We start from the raw sequence: 21,135 nt of genomic DNA, 5'->3' as shown, positions 1-21,135 counted from the left end.
TGAACGTTGAGTCCCTCTTGGTCCCCGTTTTTCCAGTTCATTTTAAGCATTTCATCTCCCTCGAAACCCAAAAATTCACTTCATTCTCCAATATAAGAATAAAATAAGCAATTTTACCAAAACTTTAAATGTATATACCATATTAAGGGGTCTAACTATGAGCCATTCCTCCGTTTCTAATAATGAAAATGTCCTGCCTACTGCCGAGGATGATGCCACGTTCGAGAACCGGGTTGCCTACATCAAGCGTGCGTTTGGCAATACCGAAGATTTAATGAGGGTTCCGCTCTCATTCAACAACAAACAAGGGGTCCTATTATATTTAGCCGTTATTTCCGATTTGGAGAAAATTCAGCGAAGCATTTTATTTCCTTTAATGAAATATCGGGATCTAGAAGTTGAACAAATTCCACTTACTGCTGAAGCAAAAAGCAAAATCATGCTTAAAGATTCGATTAACGCCTTGATTCAAGGTAATTCAATCGTTGTTCTTGGGTGCGAGGAGCTTTATTCATTTAATACCGTGAAGGAAAATACCCGCAGCTCGGTTGAACCCGATAGTGAAAAAACGGTGCGAGGTTCACACATCGGCTTTGTTGAAAACCTGTCAACCAACCTTGGCTTTATCAGACGGGGGATTGAAAGTAGACACCTAAGGATTCATTATGAGCGGATTGGCCAATACACAAATAACCAGATTGCGATTGTGTATATAGATGGAATCGCCAGCCCGGTACTCGTAAGGAAACTGAAGGAGCGAATTTCTACCCTGTCCATCGACATGACGTTTAGCCCCGGGTATTTGGAGGAGTTACTGGAGGATGTGCCATATTCCCCATTTCCTCATTTGCTTTATACTGAGAGGCCGGACAGGGCGATTGCCCAGCTTATTGAGGGTAGAATCGTAGTAATGGCGGAAGGAAGCTCGGATGTGCTTGTTCTGCCTGTCTCGTTTTTTTCCTTTTTTCAAACAACGGACGACTATAACAGCCGAATCATTACCGGTTCCTTTTTTCGTTTCCTGCGGCTAATTAGCTTTATTATTTCTTTATTGCTGCCCAGCTTATATATTGCTGTTATCGGTTTTCATTTTGAGATTATCCCGAAGGAAATTTTAGTACTAGTAAAAAACTCTGTCGAGAACATCCCGTTTCCGCCGCTAATCGAAGCGATGATTATGGCATTTACCATCGAGCTGATCCGGGAAGCTGGAATTCGTCTGCCAACGCCGATTGGGCAAACAATTGGTATTGTCGGTGGTCTGATTATCGGGGATGCGATTGTGTCAGCAGGCTTGGTGTCCAATATTATGGTTATCGTGATCGCATTGACAGCCATCTCTTCCTTTACGATTGCTTCTTATGAAATGAGCAATACCGTGCGAATTTTAAACTATCCCATCATGCTTTCTGCCGCTACCTTCGGGTTTGTCGGAATCATTTTTTCTTTAATGTTTATCGTTGGCCACCTTTGCAAGCTGGAATCATTGGGTACTCCATACTTTACGCCACTTGCTCCGTTTAATTTCAAAGGAATGAAGGATGCCATCATCCGCTTTCCAATTTGGCTGTTAAAGGATCGGCCGCGAGAATTACATGTAAAAAATAAACGGCGACTCTATCGTCCAAGAAGATGGCAAAACAATGAAAACTGAAACTCAAATAACTAAACTTCAGATGTTTACCTTTTTAATTCAAACGCAAATCGGGGTAGCCTTTCTGTCACTCCCCCATGAGATTCACAACTATGCCAAAGGGGATAGCTGGTTGTCTCTCTTGCTTACGGGGGTATTTATGGAGCTGTTTGTTATTTTTTATATCCTTTTAGCGAACCGGTTTCCCAAACAGCATTTATTCACCATCCTCGAAACTGTGCTGGGTAAGATCGTTGGCCGCTGTTTGACGCTTATTTATGCAGGCTACTTTTTATTAACTGGGACAACGATTCTCGTTTTATTTGTCTCGATATTAAAGAAATGGATGCTCATCTATACTCCTTATTGGGTCATCCTGTTATTGATGGTTTCTATTGGGATCTACATTGCCACTGAAAATTTGCGGGTGATTGCCAGGTTTTATTTTATAGCTACCATTGTTATTTTAGCGTTTATCGTCGTTGCCCCCATCGCATTTAAAGATGGAAATCTACATTATATTATGCCTGTGGGAGATTCCGGACTAATGAACATTATCAATGGGGCCACACATGCCACGTTGGCATGGCAGGGAATGGAGCTCTTCCTTCTCATCGCCCCGTTTGTCATTTCGACGGGCCGGGAAAAGATGAAAGTTTTTACTTTGGCAAACGTATTTATCACGCTTTTTTACGCATTCATTACCTTTACCTGCCTCTTTTTCTTCAGCGGGAATGAACTGGTGTTATTGCCTCAGCCTGTTCTTTATCTGTTAAAGTCGTTTTCTTTTACCATTATTGAACGGCCCGACTTGGTGCTCATTTCCTTCTGGATCATTCTTGTCGGGACTTCGTTCATCAGCTACCTTTACGGCGCTTCCATGGCCGGTGCTTCTCTTTTTAAAAAATGGCCACGCCGGTCCTATGTTTATTTATCGGCTATTACATGTTTTGTGGCAGCCTTATTTTTTAATAGTGTACAGGAAATCACGAAATTGACAAAGTACGCCACCTATACAGGTTTGATCTTCTTGATGGTCATTCCTGCAGCCCTGCTGTTCATATCCTTTCTATTTCGGAAAAAGCAAAGGGGGGAAATCGATGTGGAAAACTAGCATGCGGTTTGTCTTATTCATCTCCCTATCTGTTTTATTATGCGGTTGCTGGGACCAGCGACTGTTAAAGGAACAAAAATTAATCTTGCTGCTTGGATATGATTTGAATTCAAAGGGGGAAATCGTCACCAGTGCAGCCTACCCAATCAGCAAAGGAAAAAGTGGAACGTCCAATGCGCCGGCAGCTCCGAAAAGTACGATTCTCTCTACCACCGGTGAAACGGCAATGGATTCGCTGCTGCATGCCGACCTTAGAATCTCCGAGAGAATTGACATTTCCAAAGCCCATGTTATCCTATTCGGTGAAAAAGCCGCAAGAAAGGGAATTTACCCGGAACTCGATCATATTTACCGAAATCCCAAAGGCGCTTTAAGTTCGAAGGTTGCCATCATTGAAGGACAGGCCATCGATGCGGTCAGCATTAATCAGGAGGAGGCTGATTTAAACGCTCAATATTATGATGAATTTTTAAAAAGCGGTATAGCGACCGGCTTTTACACGAACTATAATGTCCAATCCGTCCGCCCGCTACTATTACATTACACAAAAGACCCCCTGCTGCCGCTTTTGAAACTGGATCGAAAGCACAAGCGTGCCGTTTCGGCCGGAATGGCGTTATTCAATAATGGAAAAATGACTGGAAAACTATCGATTCCGGAATCAAAAATGTACATGGTGCTCAGCGGAGAGCAAAAACAAAAGATTTCTTTTTTTGTAAAATCCAGTCACCAAATCGGGAAGGACCGAAAAAATGATGTAGTCGTAGAAATTCTAGGCGGCAGCCAAAAGACCACCGTTCGAGCGAAAAACAAGTCTGTATCTGCCCGCATTTCCGCTAAACTTCAGTATCGTGTCACCGAGTATCCAAAGGATAAATTAACGGATCCGCAAGTAATGAGCAAATTAACTCATGAAATCAAAACTGGGTTGACGAAGACAGCCGAATCGATGATCGCCCAATTGCAGATGGCCAATTGTGATGGCCTTGGGCTTGAGGAGGAATTAAGGGTCCATCACAACAAGCTTTGGAAAGATAAATATAGGAACATCAACCTGAAGGAGGTCCCAATAAAGGCCGACCTTCAATTCGAGTTGGTCAATTCCGGAATAATCAATTAAAGGCATAGGAAACAGGGGAAAAGGTGCATGTCGCTTTAATCCCCTGCTAATATGGGTGGTGCCTTGCACCCCCTCACTTCTCGAAAAGCCATTAAATCACTAAAACTATGAACGAATAATTATAACGTCCCTGCCGTTCCTCCATCAATATTCATCGCTGTTCCGGTTATATAGGATGCGGCATCTGAAACAAGGAATGTAATCACTTTGGCAGCCTCATCTGTATTGCCGATGCGGCCGAGTGGAATCCCGCGTTCCATTTTGGAGAACTCCTCCCAAGTTATTTCTGGAGCCTGCCGTTTCCACATCTTTTCGATTTGTTCGCTGCGAATCAGGCCGATACAGACGGCGTTGACGCGAATATTGTCCTTACCAAGGTCTTTACTCATTGCCTTTGTCAGGGCCAGTCCGGCAGCGCGGCTTACTGATGTTGGCATTGACGAAGCAGGTGGTGTCTTTCCACTGATTGCAGTCAAATTCACAATCGCACCGCCCCCTGCCTGTCGCATATATGGTACGGCATAACGGGAACAATGAATCGCACCAAATAGTTTTAAATCCAAATCCCGCTGCCAAAGTTCGGTTTCCACTTTTTCAAAGTGATCGGCTTGGAATGAACCGGCGTTGTTGATCAGAATATCCAGTCGGCCGTACTTTTCCACTGTTAATTCGACCACTCGTTTGCAACCTTCTTCTTTCGAGACATCCGCGATTATGTAAAAAACCTCTTTACCTGTTTTTTCAAAAATATAGGCCGCCGCCTCCTTTAAGCGATCCTCATTTCTCGCACAAATGGTAACTTCGGCACCTTCTTTGACTAAATGAAGCGCGGTTTCTAAACCAATCCCTTTGCTTGAGCCAGTAATAATGGCAACTTTTCCTTGTAAACCTAATTCCATAATAATCCCCTTTCGATGTATGTCCATGTTTTTCCTTTAATTACTATTATCATACTTTCAAAATATTTTAACAAGTTGTCTGCCTCTGCATGTCCCACCACTTTTGTCGAACTTTGAGAGATATATCTGCCATCATTTCCGCATACATATATAATCCATTACATTTTTACCAGGGAGGGGGACTTTTCACATGGACTTCTGCATTTCTTGCGGGACAGAATTATCAATTATGGAAAGGAACAGAGCCGAATGCTGGGAGTGCAGGGACACAAAAACAACTGAAGCCTATTCCGAAGAGGATGGTTAGCTACGATACTCCCAAAATTGTTGTTATTCTATGCTTGAATCGATTTCTTAAGAGAAGAGACACCAAACATGTTTTGGTGTCTTTTTCTATTGTATATATAGGACTCGGTCTAATTCTTCGCCTTAAAATTTGAGTCAAAAGGACCGGTCTTGCGTTCTAATTTATATGCTATGATAACAAAATATAGTCTAATTGGATGGAGTCGATGTCAGTGAGTCCCATGCCAACTTTGAAAAAGAAGCGTCGTCTTTCTTGGCTAAAAAATAGGGATACCTTTACCGTTCTACCAATGATTGTTGGTATGCTGTTTTTCGTGTTGACGTTTATTTTTTGGGGCATTTCCAAGCTGATTGAAGAAAATTTCATTTTGTCGGAAATCTTTGGTGCCTTCAGTGCCGCCAGTATGTGCCTCTGCTTTTCGCTAATATTTTTCGGATTAATGATTGGGACGAAAAACTGGTTTGGTAGGATTGCATCCTTTCTTGCAACAGCTGTCATTTTTACTGCCGGCTATTCCTTTGTAGATACCTCAATCCTGCTATTTAAGGATAAGACGGCTTTTGAATTGAAACAGTTTGAAAAATTGATCGCCGTTCCGACACATGTAGAGTATGATGACTCTGATGTTGGACCGGAATATGTAATGGAACTGCAATTTAACGACCTCACCATCGACGTCTATAATCAGGACATAACAAGGGTATATTACATAGAAAATCTCGCCGGAAAACCATTAGAAGTCCACTACCTCCCGAACAGCCGCTTCGCGGTAAGCGTGAAAAAACACCAAGAAAATTAGCTGCTGTTAGGTTTGTCCTCACTAAGAAAAAGGAAAGCTCTTTTTCCGAGCTTTCCTTTTTGAACAGCTTTATAATTCTTCCCCATTTGTCCCAATCACATTTTTATACCAATAGAACGATTTCTTGCGGCTCCGCTCCAATGTGCCGCTACCATCATCGTGCTTGTCGACATAAATGAAACCATAGCGTTTGGACATTTCTCCAGTGGAAGCACTGACTAAATCGATGCAGCCCCATGGAGTGTAGCCCATTAATTCAACACCGTCTTCAATCGCCTCGGCCATTTGTTCGATGTGGTCGCGCAAGTATTGAATCCGGTAATCGTCATTAATCGAACCATCCGCCTCGACAACATCCTTCGCTCCTAAACCGTTCTCGATAATGAATAACGGTTTGCGGTATCTGTCATAGAGCTCGTTCAGGGAAACCCTTAACCCGATTGGGTCAATCTCCCAGCCCCACTCACTTGCTTTTAGGAATGGGTTTTTCACGCCGCCGATAATATTGCCTGCGCCTTGCTCTTCTGGAGATTTCACCTTCTTGTCCGTACGGGACATATAGTAGCTGAAGCTGATAAAATCAACTGGATACTGTTTGAGCAATTCCAAATCACCAGGCTGGATTTCAAGGTTGATATTATGTTCTTTAAAATAACGCTTAATGAATGCCGGATATTCCCCTCTGACCTGAACATCGCCGCAGAAGTTGTTGAAGAAGCGGCTTTCCTGCAGCGCATTCATGACGTTTTCAGGGTTGCTGTCATAGGAATACGTAGGCGCATAAATCAGCATGCAGCCGATTTGGGCTTCCGGAATGATTTCATGGCATGCTTTCACCGCCAAGGCGCTAGCCACAAATTGATGGTGATAAGCCTGGAAAGTAGGCTGGTACTTGTCTTCTTCCTTTTGAATCGCAAAGCCGAGGCCCATAATCGGCATGTGTAACCCGGAATTGATTTCGTTAAAAGTTAACCAGTACCTAACCTTATCCTTATAGCGAGTTAAAATTGTTCTTGCATAGCGCTCAAAGAAAGTCACAACCTCACGACTTCTCCAGCCGCCGTAATTTTTCACAAGGTAAACTGGCATCTCGTAGTGAGAGATGGTCACAAGCGGCTCAATGCCATACTTGTGCAATTCATCAAGTACGCGGTCATAAAAGGCTAATCCTTCTTCATTTGGCTCCAGTTCATCCCCATTCGGGAAAATTCTCGTCCAGGCGATGGACAAACGAAACGTTTTAAAGCCCATTTCTGCAAACAAGGCGATATCTTCTTTATAACGGTGATAGAAATCGATCGCCTCATGGTTTGGATAAGTATATTTGTCTTCGTGAATTTCAAAATCAAATCCAGGTGTTGCCAGGATTTTCAGGCGCTCCTTACCTCCAGGCAAAACATCTGCAATATTTAGTCCTTTATTGCCTTCATGAAAGCCACCTTCCAATTGGTTTGCAGCCGTAGCTCCGCCCCACAAAAATCCTTCTGGAAATCGCTTGGTGTTTTGAGTCATTTCCTAGTTCCTCCTTTTGAGTAAGCCATGGGGACGGTTCTCTAGGATTCTAAAGATCCAGAAGGCCGTCCTTTTGGTTTTTATTCAAGGTTTTCCCCGTTAGATGCAATGACCTGCTTGTACCAGCCGAAGCTTTTCTTTTTCAAGCGCTTCAACGAGCCGCTGCCTTCGTTATCCCTGTCGACATAGATGTAGCCGTAACGCTTTTTCATTTCGCCGGTTGAGGCGCTGACGAGGTCAATCGGGCCCCAGCTTGTGTAGCCAAGAATTTCGACGCCGTCCTGGATTGCTTCGCCCATCTCGGCGATATGCTTTCTCAGGTACTCGATGCGGTAATCGTCATTAATCTGCCCGTCCGGTGTCACTTCATCAACTGCACCCAATCCATTTTCGACAACGAATAATGGCTTTTGGTAGCGATCGTACAACTGGTTGCATGTATAGCGGAAGCCTTTCGCATCGATTGGCCAGCCCCATTCAGATTTTTCCAAGTATGGATTTTCGACCGAGGCAAACACATTGTTCTTTGAAATGTTGCTTGAAATTTCAGGGTCGGTACTGGTAGCCCGACTTCCATAATAGCTAAAGCCGATATAATCAACTGTGCCAGTTTTTAAAAGTTCTTCGTCCCCGGCTTCCATTTCAATCGTAATATTATTTTCTTTAAAGAACCGTTTTGCATAGCCTGGGTATTGGCCACGTGACTGAACATCAATCAAGAAGAACGACTCGCGATCTTTTTCCATCGCTGCATAGACATCATCCGGATTGCAGGTATAAGGATAGGTAGCACCGCCTGCGAGCATACAGCCAATCATCGCATCCGGAATGATTTCATGGCACGCTTTTACCGCCAATGCACTGGCAACCAACTGATGGTGCGCTGCCTGGTATTGAATTTGCAGCTTGTTTTCTCCTTCTTTAAAAACAAGTCCGGCCCCAACAAACGGCAAATGCAGCAGCATATTAATCTCGTTAAACGTCATCCAGTATTTCACTTTGTCTTTGTAACGCTTAAAGAGCGTCACAGCATATTTTTCGAATAATTCCACGAGCTTACGGTTTCTCCAGCTGCCATACTCTTTCACCAGGTGAACTGGCACGTCAAAGTGGGCAATTGTCACAACCGGCTCAATCCCGTATTTTAAACACTCATCAAATACATCATCATAAAACTTTAACCCGGCCTCATTCGGCTCGGTTTCATCACCGTTTGGAAAAATCCGGGCCCAAGATATCGAAAGGCGAAAGGCTTTAAAGCCCATCTCAGCAAACAGCGCGATATCCTCTTTATAACGATGGTAAAAATCGATTGATTCGTGGGATGGATAAAATTCACCGGCAATCGGTTCAAAGGAATCAAGCTTTCCCACTAATACATCAAAGCGTCTTTTGCCAGTTGGCATCAGGTCAACTGTTGTCAGTCCCTTGCCGCCTTCTAAATAACCGCCTTCCGCTTGGTTGGCGGCAATCGCGCCACCCCATAGGAAGCCTTCAGGAAATTTCGTCATGTTCAAAACTCCTCACTATAAAAGGGAAAGTGGCACCTTCCCTTCTTTTATTGTTTGGTGGTACCCGGTTACTGTCGGATAACCAACCTTTACTGTCGGATGGCACTCAGTAACTGGCTCATGCCAACCTTTTACTGTCGAATAACACTAATTTACTGTCGTTTAGCACAATTTTTCTGATTAAACGGCCACAGAATTTGATTTCGCCTTAACCTCTAGTAAGATGTCACCAACTTTGACTGCGTTCTCACATCCTGGAACAATTTCGTACTGCGTATGGTTCGTCACAACAACTGGTGTTGTCACAGGATAACCGGCAGCCTTAATTCCGGCAATATTAAACTCGATCAACAACTGGCCTTTTTCAACGCGGACGCCTTGAGTAGTATGGGCTGAAAAATGCTTACCTTCCAATTGAACGGTATCCATGCCGATATGAATCAAAATTTCAGCACCGTCATCCGTAGTAATCCCGATTGCATGGTTTGTTGGGAACAATGCAGAAACAGTACCGGAAACAGGTGAGAATAATTTACCCTCAGATGGCTCAATTGCTACGCCTTTGCCAAGCGCTCCAGATGCAAATGCAGCATCTTTAATTTCAGCTAACGGCTTCACTTCGCCATTAAATGGGCTTGCAATGACTTCTTTTTTGCCAGTAGCTCCAGCAGGATTTTGATCAGCTTTCTTTTTTTCTGGAGCTGATGGTTCCGTTGTTGTTTCTTTTCCTAATCCAAATAAATACGTGAGAACAAAACCAAGAATGAACGCTACAATAACGGCGATGACAGCCCCCCATAGTCCCATTGTAATTCCTTCTTTAGGGCTTATGAAGTTCGGGAAACCAAAAATACCTAGTCCGCCCAAAATGTAATTCTTCGAATTGAAGATGGCAGCAATCGCTCCACCGACAGCAGCGGCAATACAGCTAATGATGAACGGCTTTTTCTTAGGAAGCGTTATACCGTAAATCGCCGGTTCCGTAACACCGAAAAGACCGGAAATGAATGCTGGAATACTTAGTGATTTAAGCTTCTTGTCTTTTGTCTTTAACCAAACGCCAAGTACAGCCCCTGTTTGGGCAAAGGATGCGGCAAAAATTATGGCCAGGATTGGATCTTCACCCATTACCATCATATTATTAATCGCAATCGGTACAAGGCCCCAGTGAAGGCCGAAAATAACAAATACTTGCCATAAAGCACCAAGGAAAAGACCTGCGATGACAGGGCTTAGATTAATCAACCAAAGCGTTACTTGTCCTATAAGCTGACCTGCCCATGTGGCAATTGGTCCAATGACAATGAATGTTAATGGAACAACAACAAGTAATGTAAAGAATGGCACCAAGAATGTTTTGACTACATCAGGAATGACTTTTGCAAGCCATTTTTCAACTTTTGCACCAACATAGGCGGCAAGAATAATCGGAATAACCGAAGATGCATAACTCATTAAAATAACTGGAATTCCCAAGAATGTAATATGAACCGGGGATTGGAACATGGTCCCTTCAAACAAGGTGTACAATGGATCGCCCTGAGTTAAACCTGAAAGCGTCGGATACACCAATGCGGCACCAATGGCCATCCCGATAAACTGATTTCCTTTGAACTTCTTGCTGGCTGTGAAACCAAGGAAGATCGGGAAGAAGTAGAACAACGCATCACCAACCGCGTTTAAGATTTGGTATGTTCCTGATTTATCAGATAGCCAGCCAAGTGCCAAGAACAATGCGTTAAAGCCTTTAATCATACCAGAAGCGGCCAATACACCCAGAACAGGAGTGAAAATACCGGAAATGATATCGATAAATTTGTTAAACGCTCCTTGGTTTTTGCCATCCTCTTCCTCTTCGTCAACTGCCCCCTGAGCCTGGAAGCCGCCAACCGTTGTAACAGCCTTATACACATCAGGTACATGGTTGCCGATTACAACCTGATACTGGCCGCCGCTCTTCATAACGGTAACGACGCCATCCATATTTTTCAAAACCTCTGTATTGGCCTTGCCTTCATCTTTTAGCTTGAAGCGCAAGCGTGTGATACAGTGAACAACACTGTTAACGTTTTCTTTTCCGCCGACATTTTGAATGATGTCTTTGGCTAATTGCTCGTATTTCATTTTTTCCCCTACTTTCTTAAATTTTTTCAATAAAAAAACCTGAGCTAATCCATATAACACCATTAAAATAGTGTCAAACGGATTAGATCAGGTTATGCCCACTTAAGGTAACATTCCTTCAATTCGCTACTGAAAAACAAAAAAACCTAAACTGCGCGCCAAAGTATGATGACGGTTGCAATTTAGGTTTTGCCTGCATAATCAGTAACAATCCTAATAAAAAGGGTTGATATGAAGTTTATATTTATAATTTAGCATACGCTTTCATCGGTGTCAACCGTTCATTCGACAAATTTCGAGATATTCAGATTACTTTAGTTTATGCCGGTTGGTTACCCTATGGATATGAACTGTTAAATAGATTTCTTCATCCCTTGTCAGATTACAATGAAATTGATTGTCTAAATAGGTGGCAATTTTTTCCGTACATGCATAAGCTTCCGAATATTTTTGCTTAATCTGCTCATAGAAAAACTGGTCGACCGTTTCCTCCAATTTCTCTTTGCGGATAAATCGGATTGCGAAGAAACGCAGATGAGTCAGGAACCGTTCATAATTAATCGAGCTCTCATCCAATTCCATTTTAAAATGGTATTTGACAATGTTAAGAATCGTATTGACCATTTCGGTGATTTGAATGGCAGCGGCCATATTCTCTCCGGAGAGCTGGCTGTTGACCAAATGCAGGGCGATCGCTGCGGCTTCGTCTTCTGTCAGGCGAATTCCGGTTTCTTGTTCAATAATGTCGATGGCCTTAATGGCAACTTGATATTCCGGCTTATAATATTTGCGGATTTCCCATACAAGCGGATTTTTCAAATGAATTCCCTGTTTATGCCGGGTGATGGCAAAGCTGATGTGATCCGTTAACGCCACATATAAGTATTCATCCAATTTATAAGGCAGCTGGGACTGGGCATAGTCTAGGATTTTCGACGAAATGTTTAAATACACCTCAGATGTATCCTTCAATAATTTGGCAAGCTTTTCGGAAATTCCCTGGTTCTCCAAGAAAAAGGTCTTTTCTATTTTAGACGGGTCGACCGACTCGCCGACCTTTTTTTGAAAAGCCAAACCTCGGCCCATGACGACAATTTCTTGTTTTGATTCATTTCTCGACACGACCACATTGTTGTTTAAAATCTTTTCTATTTTCATTTCCACTCGCCCTTGATTGAATTATTTGAAAAGTGTTGATAAAAATATAAAAAACCCAAATTTGAAAAAAGAATAACACTTCTGTCATTCTACCACAAACTTAGGTTTTGCCTGCCGAACAGTAACAATCCATATTTAAAATGAAAACGTTTCTAAGTCTGTTTTTAACATAGGGGTATGAGCATGTCAAGGAAAAGTAATTGGATGGTTTTCTGCTTCAGTTAGAAAGTCAATTGGACAGTTCCCTTATTTTCTCAATCCAGTCCTTGAAGCTTCCGTATTCGTCAGGATTAAATCCGAAGTGCTCCTTAATCAGGCGAATGGACTCGCTTTCTTTATTGTGAAACACCCCATCGGCATAGATTAACTGCAGGAGTTCTGCCAGGACGATATTTTGGGAGCGTTCTGTTTGGAAAACTTTTAATATATCTTCGATTGCGAGACCTTTCGTTTTATAATCCTCTATCCCCATTTCTTTCCTATATTTAGCAAGAATGGTGTTTTCAAATATCGATCGATTTCCATCAATCGATGCCATTAGCACAGCCAACTCCAAAAATGCCAGTTTTTCCTCTTCCCTAAGTTCTTCTAGGAACATGATCAATCTCCCCTTATCATCTTGTACACTTATATACGAAAAAAAGCTGATTAAGATTCAACATGAATGTAGTATATAAACATTATAGTTTGCAACTGTTGGACGGTGTCAATACACCAAACCATAGGGGATCATTCTCCTAGTCCCTATTTCCTAAATTTGTATGTCGAGAACCTTCCCTGTGGTCTTGTATTTTTTCAGAATTTAGCGTAGTCTGAATATTATATTAATATTGGGAGATGAGGTTTGGTGATGAAACAAGATATTGCCTTTATTGAGAGAGAAGTATTAAAGTCTAAACCTGATTCCACTGCACTTGGTTTCGGGAGGTATTTCACTGATTATATGTTTGAAATGGATTACCATGCCGACCTCGGCTGGCATGACCCGCGGATTGTTCCTTATCAGCCATTGACACTTGATCCGGCTGCAATGGTTTTCCACTATGGACAGGCTATCTTTGAAGGACTGAAGGCATATAAGGCACCGGATGGATCGGTTCAGCTGTTTCGGCCAGAAAAAAATATGAAGCGTTTGAACGGTTCATGTGATCGGCTTTGTATTCCGCAAATCGATGAGGATTTCCTCCTAATGGCCCTTAAACAATTAATTACAGTGGAAAAGGATTGGATTCCGGAGGGTGAAGGGACTTCCCTCTACATTCGCCCGTTTATTTTTTCCACTGAGCCCTACCTTGGGGTTCGGCCTGCACGCGAATATAAATTGTTAATCATTCTTTCACCCTCAGGCGCTTATTATGGCGACCAATTAAGCCCTGTTAAGATCCATGTCGAAGAACAATACGTCCGGGCTGTGATTGGAGGCGTCGGCCATGTAAAGACTGCCGGAAATTATGCCGCAAGCTTGAAAGCCCAAGAAGCAGCGGAGGCAAATGGGTACGCACAAATTCTTTGGCTTGATGCGAAAGACAATAAATATGTTGAAGAAGTCGGCAGCATGAATATTTTCTTCAAAATAAATGGCGAAGTGGTCACCCCGAAATTGAATGGCAGCATTTTGCCTGGGGTGACGCGTGATTCGGTTATCGAGTTAATACGGCATTGGGAACTTCCTGTCCGTGAAGCCAGAATCTCTATTGAAGGAATTTTCAAGGCACATGAACGCGGGGAACTTGAGGAAGTGTTTGGTGCCGGCACAGCAGCTGTCATCTCGCCAGTTGGGCAATTAACCTGGAACGGCAAGACCATTACCGTTAATGATCAAAAAATCGGACAACTGTCAAAACGTATATATGATGCGATTACAGACATCCAGTACGGGAAACTGGAAGATCCGTTTGGATGGACAGTCAAAGTTGCTGCTGTTGAAGTTTAACGTTTCTGCTAAAAAGTGCCTGACTTCCGTTGATTCTACAGCGAAGGTCAGGCACTTTGTGCTAGCTATATTTTTTAAAAATAAGTGAGGCATTATGGCCGCCAAATCCCAATGAGTTTGATAGGACCACATTGATTTCTTTCACCCTTGCTTTGTTTGGGACATAGTCCAAATCAAGCTGTTCATCAGGTGTTTCGTAATTAATCGTCGGCGGGATGATCCCCTCCTTGATGGCCAATAGCGAAAAGATCGCCTCAATTGCCCCGGTAGCCCCAAGCAAATGTCCTGTCATCGATTTCGTTGAACTGATGGCCAACTGGTAGGCATGCTCCTTGAAAACCTCTTTGATGGCGAGCGTTTCATACAAATCATTATAAAAAGTCGACGTTCCATGTGCATTGATATAGTCAACCTGTTCCGGTGAAATTCCGGCATCTGCCAATGCCTGCTTCATCGCTCGCTGGGCCCCTTCTCCTTCCGGTGCTGGGGTCGTGATATGATGAGCATCCCCTGTCGCCCCATACCCAATCAGTTCTCCATAGATACGAGCGCCCCGTGCCAACGCATGTTCCAACTCTTCTAAAATCACGATTCCCGCACCTTCACCGATTACGAAGCCATCGCGATTTTTATCAAAAGGCCTGCTTGCGTTGTGATGATCGGGATTTTTCGAAAGGGCAGTCATATTGGAAAACCCGGCAACAGTCATGGCGGTAATCGTGGCTTCGGTACCGCCGGAGATCATCAGGTCTGCATCCCCATTTTGAATCACCCGGAAGGCATCACCAATCGAATTTGCCCCAGAAGCACATGCGGTAACCGAGCAATTGTTTATCGCTTTTGCCCCCAATTCGATCGAAACCTGTCCTGCGGCCATGTCGGGAATAAACATCGGAATGGTAAATGGATTGACCCGTCTTTGCCCTTTTTCAATAAACTTTCGGTGCTGCTCCTCGAACTCGCCTAATCCGCCAATCCCGGAGCCAATCCAAACACCTGCCCGCTCGGCGGGAATATCGACACCGATTTCAATGCCTGCATCTTTTACGGCCATCTTGCTTGCGGCCACTGCAAATTGGCTGTAACGGCCGATCCTTCTTGCTTCCTTTTTATCCATAAATTCTTCTGGTGAAAACCCTTTTACTTCCGCTGCAATTTTGACATCGACTTTGTCTGTATCAAAGATGGTGGCAGGCCCGATTCCGGACACCCCGTTTTTAACATTTTCCCATGTTGTCAAAACATCATTGCCTAACGGTGTCACTGCCCCAAGCCCGGTAATCACGACTCTTTTTTTCATTTCCAATCCCTCTCCATTTCCTATACTCTTGCCGATTCCATTGGATTCATTGTAAGGTGTATGGTGTTAAACCGCAAATAATCAAGCATTTGGTTTCAGCATCAGTTGTCCATTTTCTCCGATTTCATGGACGGTTCCGATGCATCAAAACGGGAAAATGAAAGAGACATCGTTCTAGATTGGCCCTGCTTCATCCACCAACGGGATTGTAACAGAAAAGCAGCTTCCTTCTTGAATTTTGCTCAGGACAGTTATGGTTCCTTGGTGGTTCTCAATAATTTCTTTTGCAATGGCCAGTCCGAGCCCCGAGCCGTTATGCGGTTTTCCTCTGGTACCGCTTTTATAAAAGCGATTGAATATAAGGCTAAGTTCGTCCTCCTTAATCCCTGCTCCGTTATCCCTTACCCTTATCGTAATTTGCTCTGCCTTCTCCTCGGCCAGCTCCAAAGCAATTTTACCTTCAGTCCCCACAAAACGCTGGGCATTTTTTAATAGATTCACCACTACCTGCTCCATTCGCGTCGAATCAATCCTTACAAATCGCACCTCAGACTTTGGGAGCGGCAAGTCAACAAACGTAAAGGAAATTCCCTGATCCTCCATATCATATCTATATTTTTCAAATAGTCTGTAGATAAATTCCCTGATATTTACTAAATGGAATTCAAATTTGATTTGATTATTCTCCATTTCGGCGATATCGTGAAGGTCGTGCAACATCCTGGAAAAATAAACACTTTGGTCGTAGATTAACTGCATATATTTTGGGTCCGGTGGAATAACGCCGTCCATCATCCCTTTCGAATAGGAACGAATATTGGTTAACGGTGCCGCAATTTCATGCGAAATGTTACGAATCCATTTGTTCTTTGATTGTTGGACCTCATGCAGCCTTTGATTCGCTATATTCAACTCCTGGTTCATTTGCTCAAGCTCCACTGTCCGGTCCCGTACCTGCTGCTCAAGCGATGCATTTAACAATGACAATTGGTGTGACAGCTGTTCCGTACGGGTAAAGGATGTAGAATATCTTTTAGATAGAATAATAGCCTGCGTAAATAGAAAGAAACATAGCCCAACAGACGATAATTCAGTCGTATCAATCAGTTTGTTAAAAAACAAAGTATCATTCACTACAGTCACAAATAGAATGAAAATGGCTGGGGTATTTAACAGGGCTCCTTCCCGTTTTCGTCGTGCCGCCTTCAAATAAACGTAAATGTTATATATCACTGCAAGAATAAGCAGCACCTGCAACAGGACCATTGTTCTCGTATAAATAATTGCCGGGGTTACAATGATAAACAAGCTATAGCAGCCAAATACAATGGTCATTAGGTTTTTCACCCGGCTATTCATTTCCTCCGGGAACTGTGTACCGGTAAATAATCCAATAAACAAAACCCCAAATGTCGCACCAAGGTACTCCAGTTTTGTGCCCAGCTCCCAATCCAAAAAGGCTAACCAATAGGAGGAAAGCTCCTCCTCCAGCAAGGTAGCACGAAGCGCAACAACGATACAGACAATGGCAAAATAGAGGAAAGAGAGCTCTTTTTTTCGAAATAGAAATAAAACAATATGGGACAATCCCATAACAAACAAACTAACAACAATAATAGCTCGGTAAATGAGCTTCTGCTCTCTGTGCTCCAAGATCGGCTCCAGTTCCCCGATTAGAATTTGGTCATCAAATCCACCTCTCCGCTGATGAAAATTAGATACCTGAACAATAACCTCAATCGGGTTGGAATCCGCCAAAAATGTAACCACTCGCGGATTATTATCTGGAACCATGGCCGCCCTGCTTGTGCCGACAATTCCGTCCTTCGATTTCTCTTCTCCATTAATCCATAATCGATTAGCGGATGCGACACTTGGCATATAGATGGCTTTCACCGTTCCAAACTCTAATTCCGGAAGGATGATTTGTAAACGATAGGTTGCGTAACCGAAGCGCGGCAACTCCTTACCCGCCATTTTTGTGCCAGACCATGTATGCGGTACATCTACAAACTGCTGATATGCCGGAGGACGATTCTGGCGGAAATCATTGGGCGTATAGAGCTGGCGCCAATAAAACTCCCATTCCCCATCCAGATTGATAATATTTTCTTTTGAAAGCTCGGAAACCTTTATCACTCCGTTATAAGCGGCGTGATGTGTGTCTACTGATACTAAAGGGATTGTTAAAAAAACACTAATGATGACGAAAATTATGAATAAAGCAGGTAATTTCCACTTCATCAAAAACACCCTTTTCCAAAAAACTCCATCCTACCTCAATAGTACCATGGTTCGACACTGCTGGTCACTGCATTTTGGATAGTATTGGAAGACTATGCGACCATTGTGCTATATTTTAGATAGGATGAGAGATTTGTTTTTGAAGGAGGGATGTCCTATGAGACCTTTGACTATTTTAATTGTCGAAGATGATTGTTCGACTAATGAAATTTTGCGTCTTTATCTTGAGCGTGAAGGATTTTCCGTGTACTCTTCTACAAATGCGGCAGATGGTTTAAAACTAATGGAAGAAGTAACTCCTACTATTGTTTTGCTTGATCTAAAGCTGCCGGATAAAAGCGGATTTGACCTTGCCCGCAAGTATCGGGAACGCTCAGATGGCATTCTGATCTTTATTACCGGTGAAAAAACCAAAACCTCGATCCTTCAAGGGTTTGAAATTGGCTGTGATGACTATATCACCAAGCCGTTCGATCCCCCAGAGGTGGTTGCTAGAATCAAGGCCAACCTTAGAAGAATGCCCTCCCAACCTTCAAATATCTTGACTCTCGGTAATCTTACCATCAACTTTTCTGATAAAACCGTCTACAAAAATGGAAAACTTCTCGAGCTTTTCACCAAAGAAAAACGGCTGCTTTTCTATTTAGCCCGGCATCCCAATCAAATTTTTAGTGCCGAGCAGTTATATGAGCTGTTATGGGGATACAGTTCCGATGCAGACTTAAAAACAGTGCTTGTCAATTTAAGCACACTCCGGAAAAAGATTGAGGATGACCCAAAAAGTCCACAATATATTCAAACGGTAAGGGGCTTCGGCTATAAATTTTGCTGTCCGGCGCCTTTTTCTAAGCTATTAAAATAACTTTTTTGATAAATAAAAATCTTCCATTTTTTAACCTATTTTTAACCTATTTGCTATATCGTAGAAGTAGTACATTCGTAGTAGTAAATGTTGGAAGGCTGAAAAAATGGAAGGAGTGGCTGTTCCATGCTAGATCAGGAATGGATTGAGCTCATTATGGAAGCAAAACAATTGGGCCTGACAGTTGAAGAAATTAAAGAGTTTTTAGAGCAAAATTCAAACAGGGAAAGCCAGGTGTTGACAAAGTAACACTGTATGGGGAGTGCCCCTTTCGTGCCCGACTCGTGCAGCGCCCATTGACAGCACTTTCATCCTGTTGTATCTTTTAAAGGTAAATATTGTTTTTCTGTAAAAGGAGTATGTTATATGTTAGGTGTCGTTCTTAACTAATCCAATCAATTGGATAGATTCATTCCCATCAGGCCTTTTCGTTTTTTAAAATAAGACGATGAAGGTTTATTTGACGATGGTTTGGGAATGAGGTTAAGAACAATGGCAGACATAGGCATACATTCTTTCTTCCAATGCTGCTGTGTACATTTTTTGTAGACAGTTTTTATTTTGGATTAATTTAGGTATGGACATGGGCGGTAGTCGACTCCCCCATGTATGAAAGCCGCAATGACATTGTTCATTGCGGCTATTTTTATTTTTTAGGAGGAATTCAAGTTGAATCAGCATACATTTGACACATTGGACTTTAATCAAATCAAGAACACCATCGCCCAATACGCGTTGACGAAGGAAGGCAAGACCAAAATCGGGTGCCTGACACCTTCTTCCAATAAACGGCAAATCGAAGCATGGCTGGATGAAGGATCGGAAGCAGTCGAGATTTTGAAAAAGAGCGCCAGCGTTCCGGTTCACGGGTTGGACGGAATGGAGCAGCTACTGGGGAATCTGAATAAAGGGGCCGTGTTAAAGGCCGATTTATTCATGAAGCTTTATGATTTCTTGGAATGCTGCGGCAAGATGCGCCGGTATATGAAGGATAAGGAATATATTGCACCAAGGGTGACAGCATATATCGATGCAATCGATGAACTGCCCGGTCTGGCCAGTGAAATCATCCGGTGCATCCGCAATGGCCGAGTCGACGACTACGCAAGCAAAGAATTATTAAAAATCAGAAAACAAATCACGATTCAGGAGGAACGGTTAAAGGAAAAAACGCTCCAACTGGTACGCTCCAACAAGTATAAGGCGTATCTGCAGGAAACTGTTGTGAGCCAACGGAACGGGCGCTATGTGATTCCGATTAAAAAAGAGTACCGGACAAAAATAAAAGGAACCGTGCTTGACTCCTCTGCCTCTGGTGCCACCTTGTTTATTGAGCCGGAAGAAATTGCGATTTTTCAAGATCAATTAACCTGGCTGCTGGCCGACGAAGAAATCGAAGAGCAAAAGGTGTTGAGCTACCTGACCGGCTTGGTCGAGGAACAGGAACACCAGCTCCGCCTGGCTGTTGAAACCATGGTCCATTATGACTTTTTATTCGCCAAGGCCAAGTATAGCCGAGCAATCAACGGAACCAATGTCGGTATTGATGAATCCGGCGAAATTCAATTGATCGAAGCACGTCACCCGCTTTTGGGAGAAAAAGCAGTCCCGCTATCGGTTCGGTTGACCGGGGGGCAGCGGGCACTGGTGATTACCGGGCCGAACACCGGGGGTAAAACGGTGACGATTAAAACAGTCGGATTGCTAACGTTGATGGTGCAATGCGGCTTGCATATTCCGGCCGCAAAGGAGAGTAGGATCAGTATCTTTGAACGGATCCTCGTCGATATCGGCGATGGGCAAAGCATTGCCGACAATCTGAGTACGTTTAGCTCAAGGATCGTCAATATTATTGAAATTTTAAAAGAAACCAACCCCCGGACCCTGGTACTGCTGGATGAACTCGGTTCTGGCACGGACCCAGGTGAAGGAATGGGTTTGGCAACCTCCATCCTCGAGATGCTGTATGAAAAAGGCGCCATCATTTTTGCAACAACCCATTACAGCGAGATCAAAGAATTTGCCGAGATACATGAAGGATTTATTAACGGCTCGATGGAATTTGATTTGACCACTTTAAGCCCTACTTACCGGTTAATTATTGGCCGCGGTGGCGAGAGCCAAGCGTTTGCTATCGCCTTAAAACTGGGCATGCATCCAAAAATCATTGAACGGGCCCACGCCATTACCTATAAAGAAGAGAAAGAGTATCAAATCGAGGCAATGGACGCCTGGAAGCGGCGTGACTTGGAAAAGCAAATCATCGTCAATAAGTACAAAGACAAACCGAAGGCCGTGAAGACAGAAATGAAGGTAACGCACTACCGCCAAGGAGATAACGTAAAAATCTCGCCTAGCGGTGAGTTTGGCATTGTTTATACGGGGCCGGACCAGCTTGGCAACTATGTTGTCCAGATAAAAGGCGAGAAGCAGACGGTCAACCATAAACGAATCAACCTTTACATTGCTTCCAGCGAACTTTATCCGGAAGACTATGATTTTGACATTATTTTTGAAACGAAAGAAAATCGCAAGAAAAGCAAAATTCTCTCAAAACGACATGACGAAAACATCACGATTGAACATGATTGAAACAAAGGGACGGTTTGCTCTTCAATA

The 21,135-nt window shown here is 43.2% G+C and carries 16 protein-coding genes; 8 read left to right on the top strand and 8 right to left on the bottom strand.

The window, feature by feature from the left end; translation table 11 throughout:
• The first annotated feature begins 157 nt into the window (after window positions 1-157).
• From AR334_RS24460 to AR334_RS24450, 3 genes are read left to right on the top strand one after another with little or no spacing between them, the layout of a single operon-like run.
• Window positions 158-1,654, top strand: a complete 1,497-nt coding sequence (locus tag AR334_RS24460) for a spore germination protein (protein ID WP_066320031.1) — start codon at window positions 158-160, stop codon at window positions 1,652-1,654.
• The gene (locus tag AR334_RS24455) at window positions 1,644-2,747 is read left to right on the top strand and encodes a GerAB/ArcD/ProY family transporter (protein WP_066320028.1); all 1,104 of its coding nucleotides are present in this window, start codon (window positions 1,644-1,646) and stop codon (window positions 2,745-2,747) included. The genes AR334_RS24460 and AR334_RS24455 overlap by 11 nt, the downstream gene beginning before the upstream one ends.
• On the top strand, window positions 2,734-3,867 hold the full coding sequence (locus tag AR334_RS24450) for a Ger(x)C family spore germination protein (protein ID WP_066320025.1): 1,134 nt from the start codon (window positions 2,734-2,736) through the stop codon (window positions 3,865-3,867). Before AR334_RS24455 ends, AR334_RS24450 begins: the two co-directional genes overlap by 14 nt.
• A gap of 119 nt (window positions 3,868-3,986) precedes the next feature.
• On the opposite strand, the gene AR334_RS24445 is transcribed toward AR334_RS24450, so the two are convergent.
• Entirely contained in the window at window positions 3,987-4,766 is a 780-nt protein-coding gene (locus AR334_RS24445) for an SDR family NAD(P)-dependent oxidoreductase (protein WP_066320019.1), read from the bottom strand.
• A gap of 518 nt (window positions 4,767-5,284) precedes the next feature.
• Here AR334_RS24445 and AR334_RS24440 point away from each other — a divergent pair.
• A complete protein-coding gene (locus AR334_RS24440) occupies window positions 5,285-5,872 on the top strand; it encodes a hypothetical protein (RefSeq protein WP_066320016.1) in 588 nt (195 codons plus the stop codon).
• A 69-nt stretch (window positions 5,873-5,941) separates the two neighbouring features.
• Here AR334_RS24440 and AR334_RS24435 read toward each other — a convergent pair whose 3' ends face one another.
• The 5 genes from AR334_RS24435 to AR334_RS24415 all read right to left on the bottom strand — a co-directional run bounded on the left by AR334_RS24435 (window position 5,942) and on the right by AR334_RS24415 (window position 12,775).
• Window positions 5,942-7,384: a glycoside hydrolase family 1 protein gene (locus tag AR334_RS24435; protein WP_066320013.1), complete on the bottom strand. Its 1,443-nt coding sequence runs from the start codon at window positions 7,382-7,384 to the stop codon at window positions 5,942-5,944.
• Window positions 7,385-7,464: 80 nt separating this feature from the next.
• A complete protein-coding gene (gene ascB, locus AR334_RS24430; RefSeq protein WP_066320011.1) occupies window positions 7,465-8,901 on the bottom strand; it encodes a 6-phospho-beta-glucosidase in 1,437 nt (478 codons plus the stop codon).
• 174 nt (window positions 8,902-9,075) lie between these two features.
• Entirely contained in the window at window positions 9,076-11,019 is a 1,944-nt protein-coding gene (locus AR334_RS24425) for a beta-glucoside-specific PTS transporter subunit IIABC (protein ID WP_066320317.1), read from the bottom strand.
• Window positions 11,020-11,328: 309 nt separating this feature from the next.
• Complete coding sequence (gene licT, locus AR334_RS24420; RefSeq protein WP_066320009.1) at window positions 11,329-12,177, bottom strand: BglG family transcription antiterminator LicT; 849 nt, start codon at window positions 12,175-12,177, stop codon at window positions 11,329-11,331.
• Between the two features lie 229 nt (window positions 12,178-12,406).
• Window positions 12,407-12,775 carry a hypothetical protein gene (locus tag AR334_RS24415; RefSeq protein WP_066320006.1) on the bottom strand — a complete coding sequence of 123 codons (369 nt, stop codon included), beginning with the start codon at window positions 12,773-12,775 and terminating at the stop codon, window positions 12,407-12,409.
• A 252-nt stretch (window positions 12,776-13,027) separates the two neighbouring features.
• Between AR334_RS24415 and AR334_RS24410 the strand changes: the two genes are divergently transcribed.
• Window positions 13,028-14,110, top strand: coding sequence for a branched-chain amino acid aminotransferase (locus AR334_RS24410; RefSeq protein ID WP_066320004.1), 1,083 nt, complete (start codon window positions 13,028-13,030; stop codon window positions 14,108-14,110).
• Window positions 14,111-14,171: 61 nt separating this feature from the next.
• Here the strand turns inward: AR334_RS24410 and fabF are convergent, their stop codons facing one another.
• Window positions 14,172-15,410, bottom strand: coding sequence for a beta-ketoacyl-ACP synthase II (gene fabF / locus AR334_RS24405; protein WP_066320002.1), 1,239 nt, complete (start codon window positions 15,408-15,410; stop codon window positions 14,172-14,174).
• Between the two features lie 174 nt (window positions 15,411-15,584).
• The gene (locus AR334_RS24400; RefSeq protein ID WP_066319999.1) at window positions 15,585-17,654 is read right to left on the bottom strand and encodes a sensor histidine kinase; all 2,070 of its coding nucleotides are present in this window, start codon (window positions 17,652-17,654) and stop codon (window positions 15,585-15,587) included.
• Between the two features lie 157 nt (window positions 17,655-17,811).
• On the opposite strand from AR334_RS24400, the gene AR334_RS24395 reads away from it, so the two are divergent.
• From AR334_RS24395 to AR334_RS24390, 3 genes are all read left to right on the top strand, one after another.
• On the top strand, window positions 17,812-18,516 hold the full coding sequence (locus AR334_RS24395) for a response regulator transcription factor (protein WP_066319996.1): 705 nt from the start codon (window positions 17,812-17,814) through the stop codon (window positions 18,514-18,516).
• 126 nt (window positions 18,517-18,642) lie between these two features.
• Complete coding sequence (locus AR334_RS29150; RefSeq protein WP_082693096.1) at window positions 18,643-18,765, top strand: anti-repressor SinI family protein; 123 nt, start codon at window positions 18,643-18,645, stop codon at window positions 18,763-18,765.
• 420 nt (window positions 18,766-19,185) lie between these two features.
• Complete coding sequence (locus AR334_RS24390; protein WP_066319993.1) at window positions 19,186-21,108, top strand: endonuclease MutS2; 1,923 nt, start codon at window positions 19,186-19,188, stop codon at window positions 21,106-21,108.
• Window positions 21,109-21,135 lie beyond the last annotated feature (27 nt).

Origin of the sequence: Bacillus sp. FJAT-29814 (assembly GCF_001510715.1) — a bacterium.
Lineage (GTDB): Bacteria > Bacillota > Bacilli > Bacillales > Cytobacillaceae > Neobacillus.
This window is presented reverse-complemented; position numbering and strand designations above follow the sequence as displayed.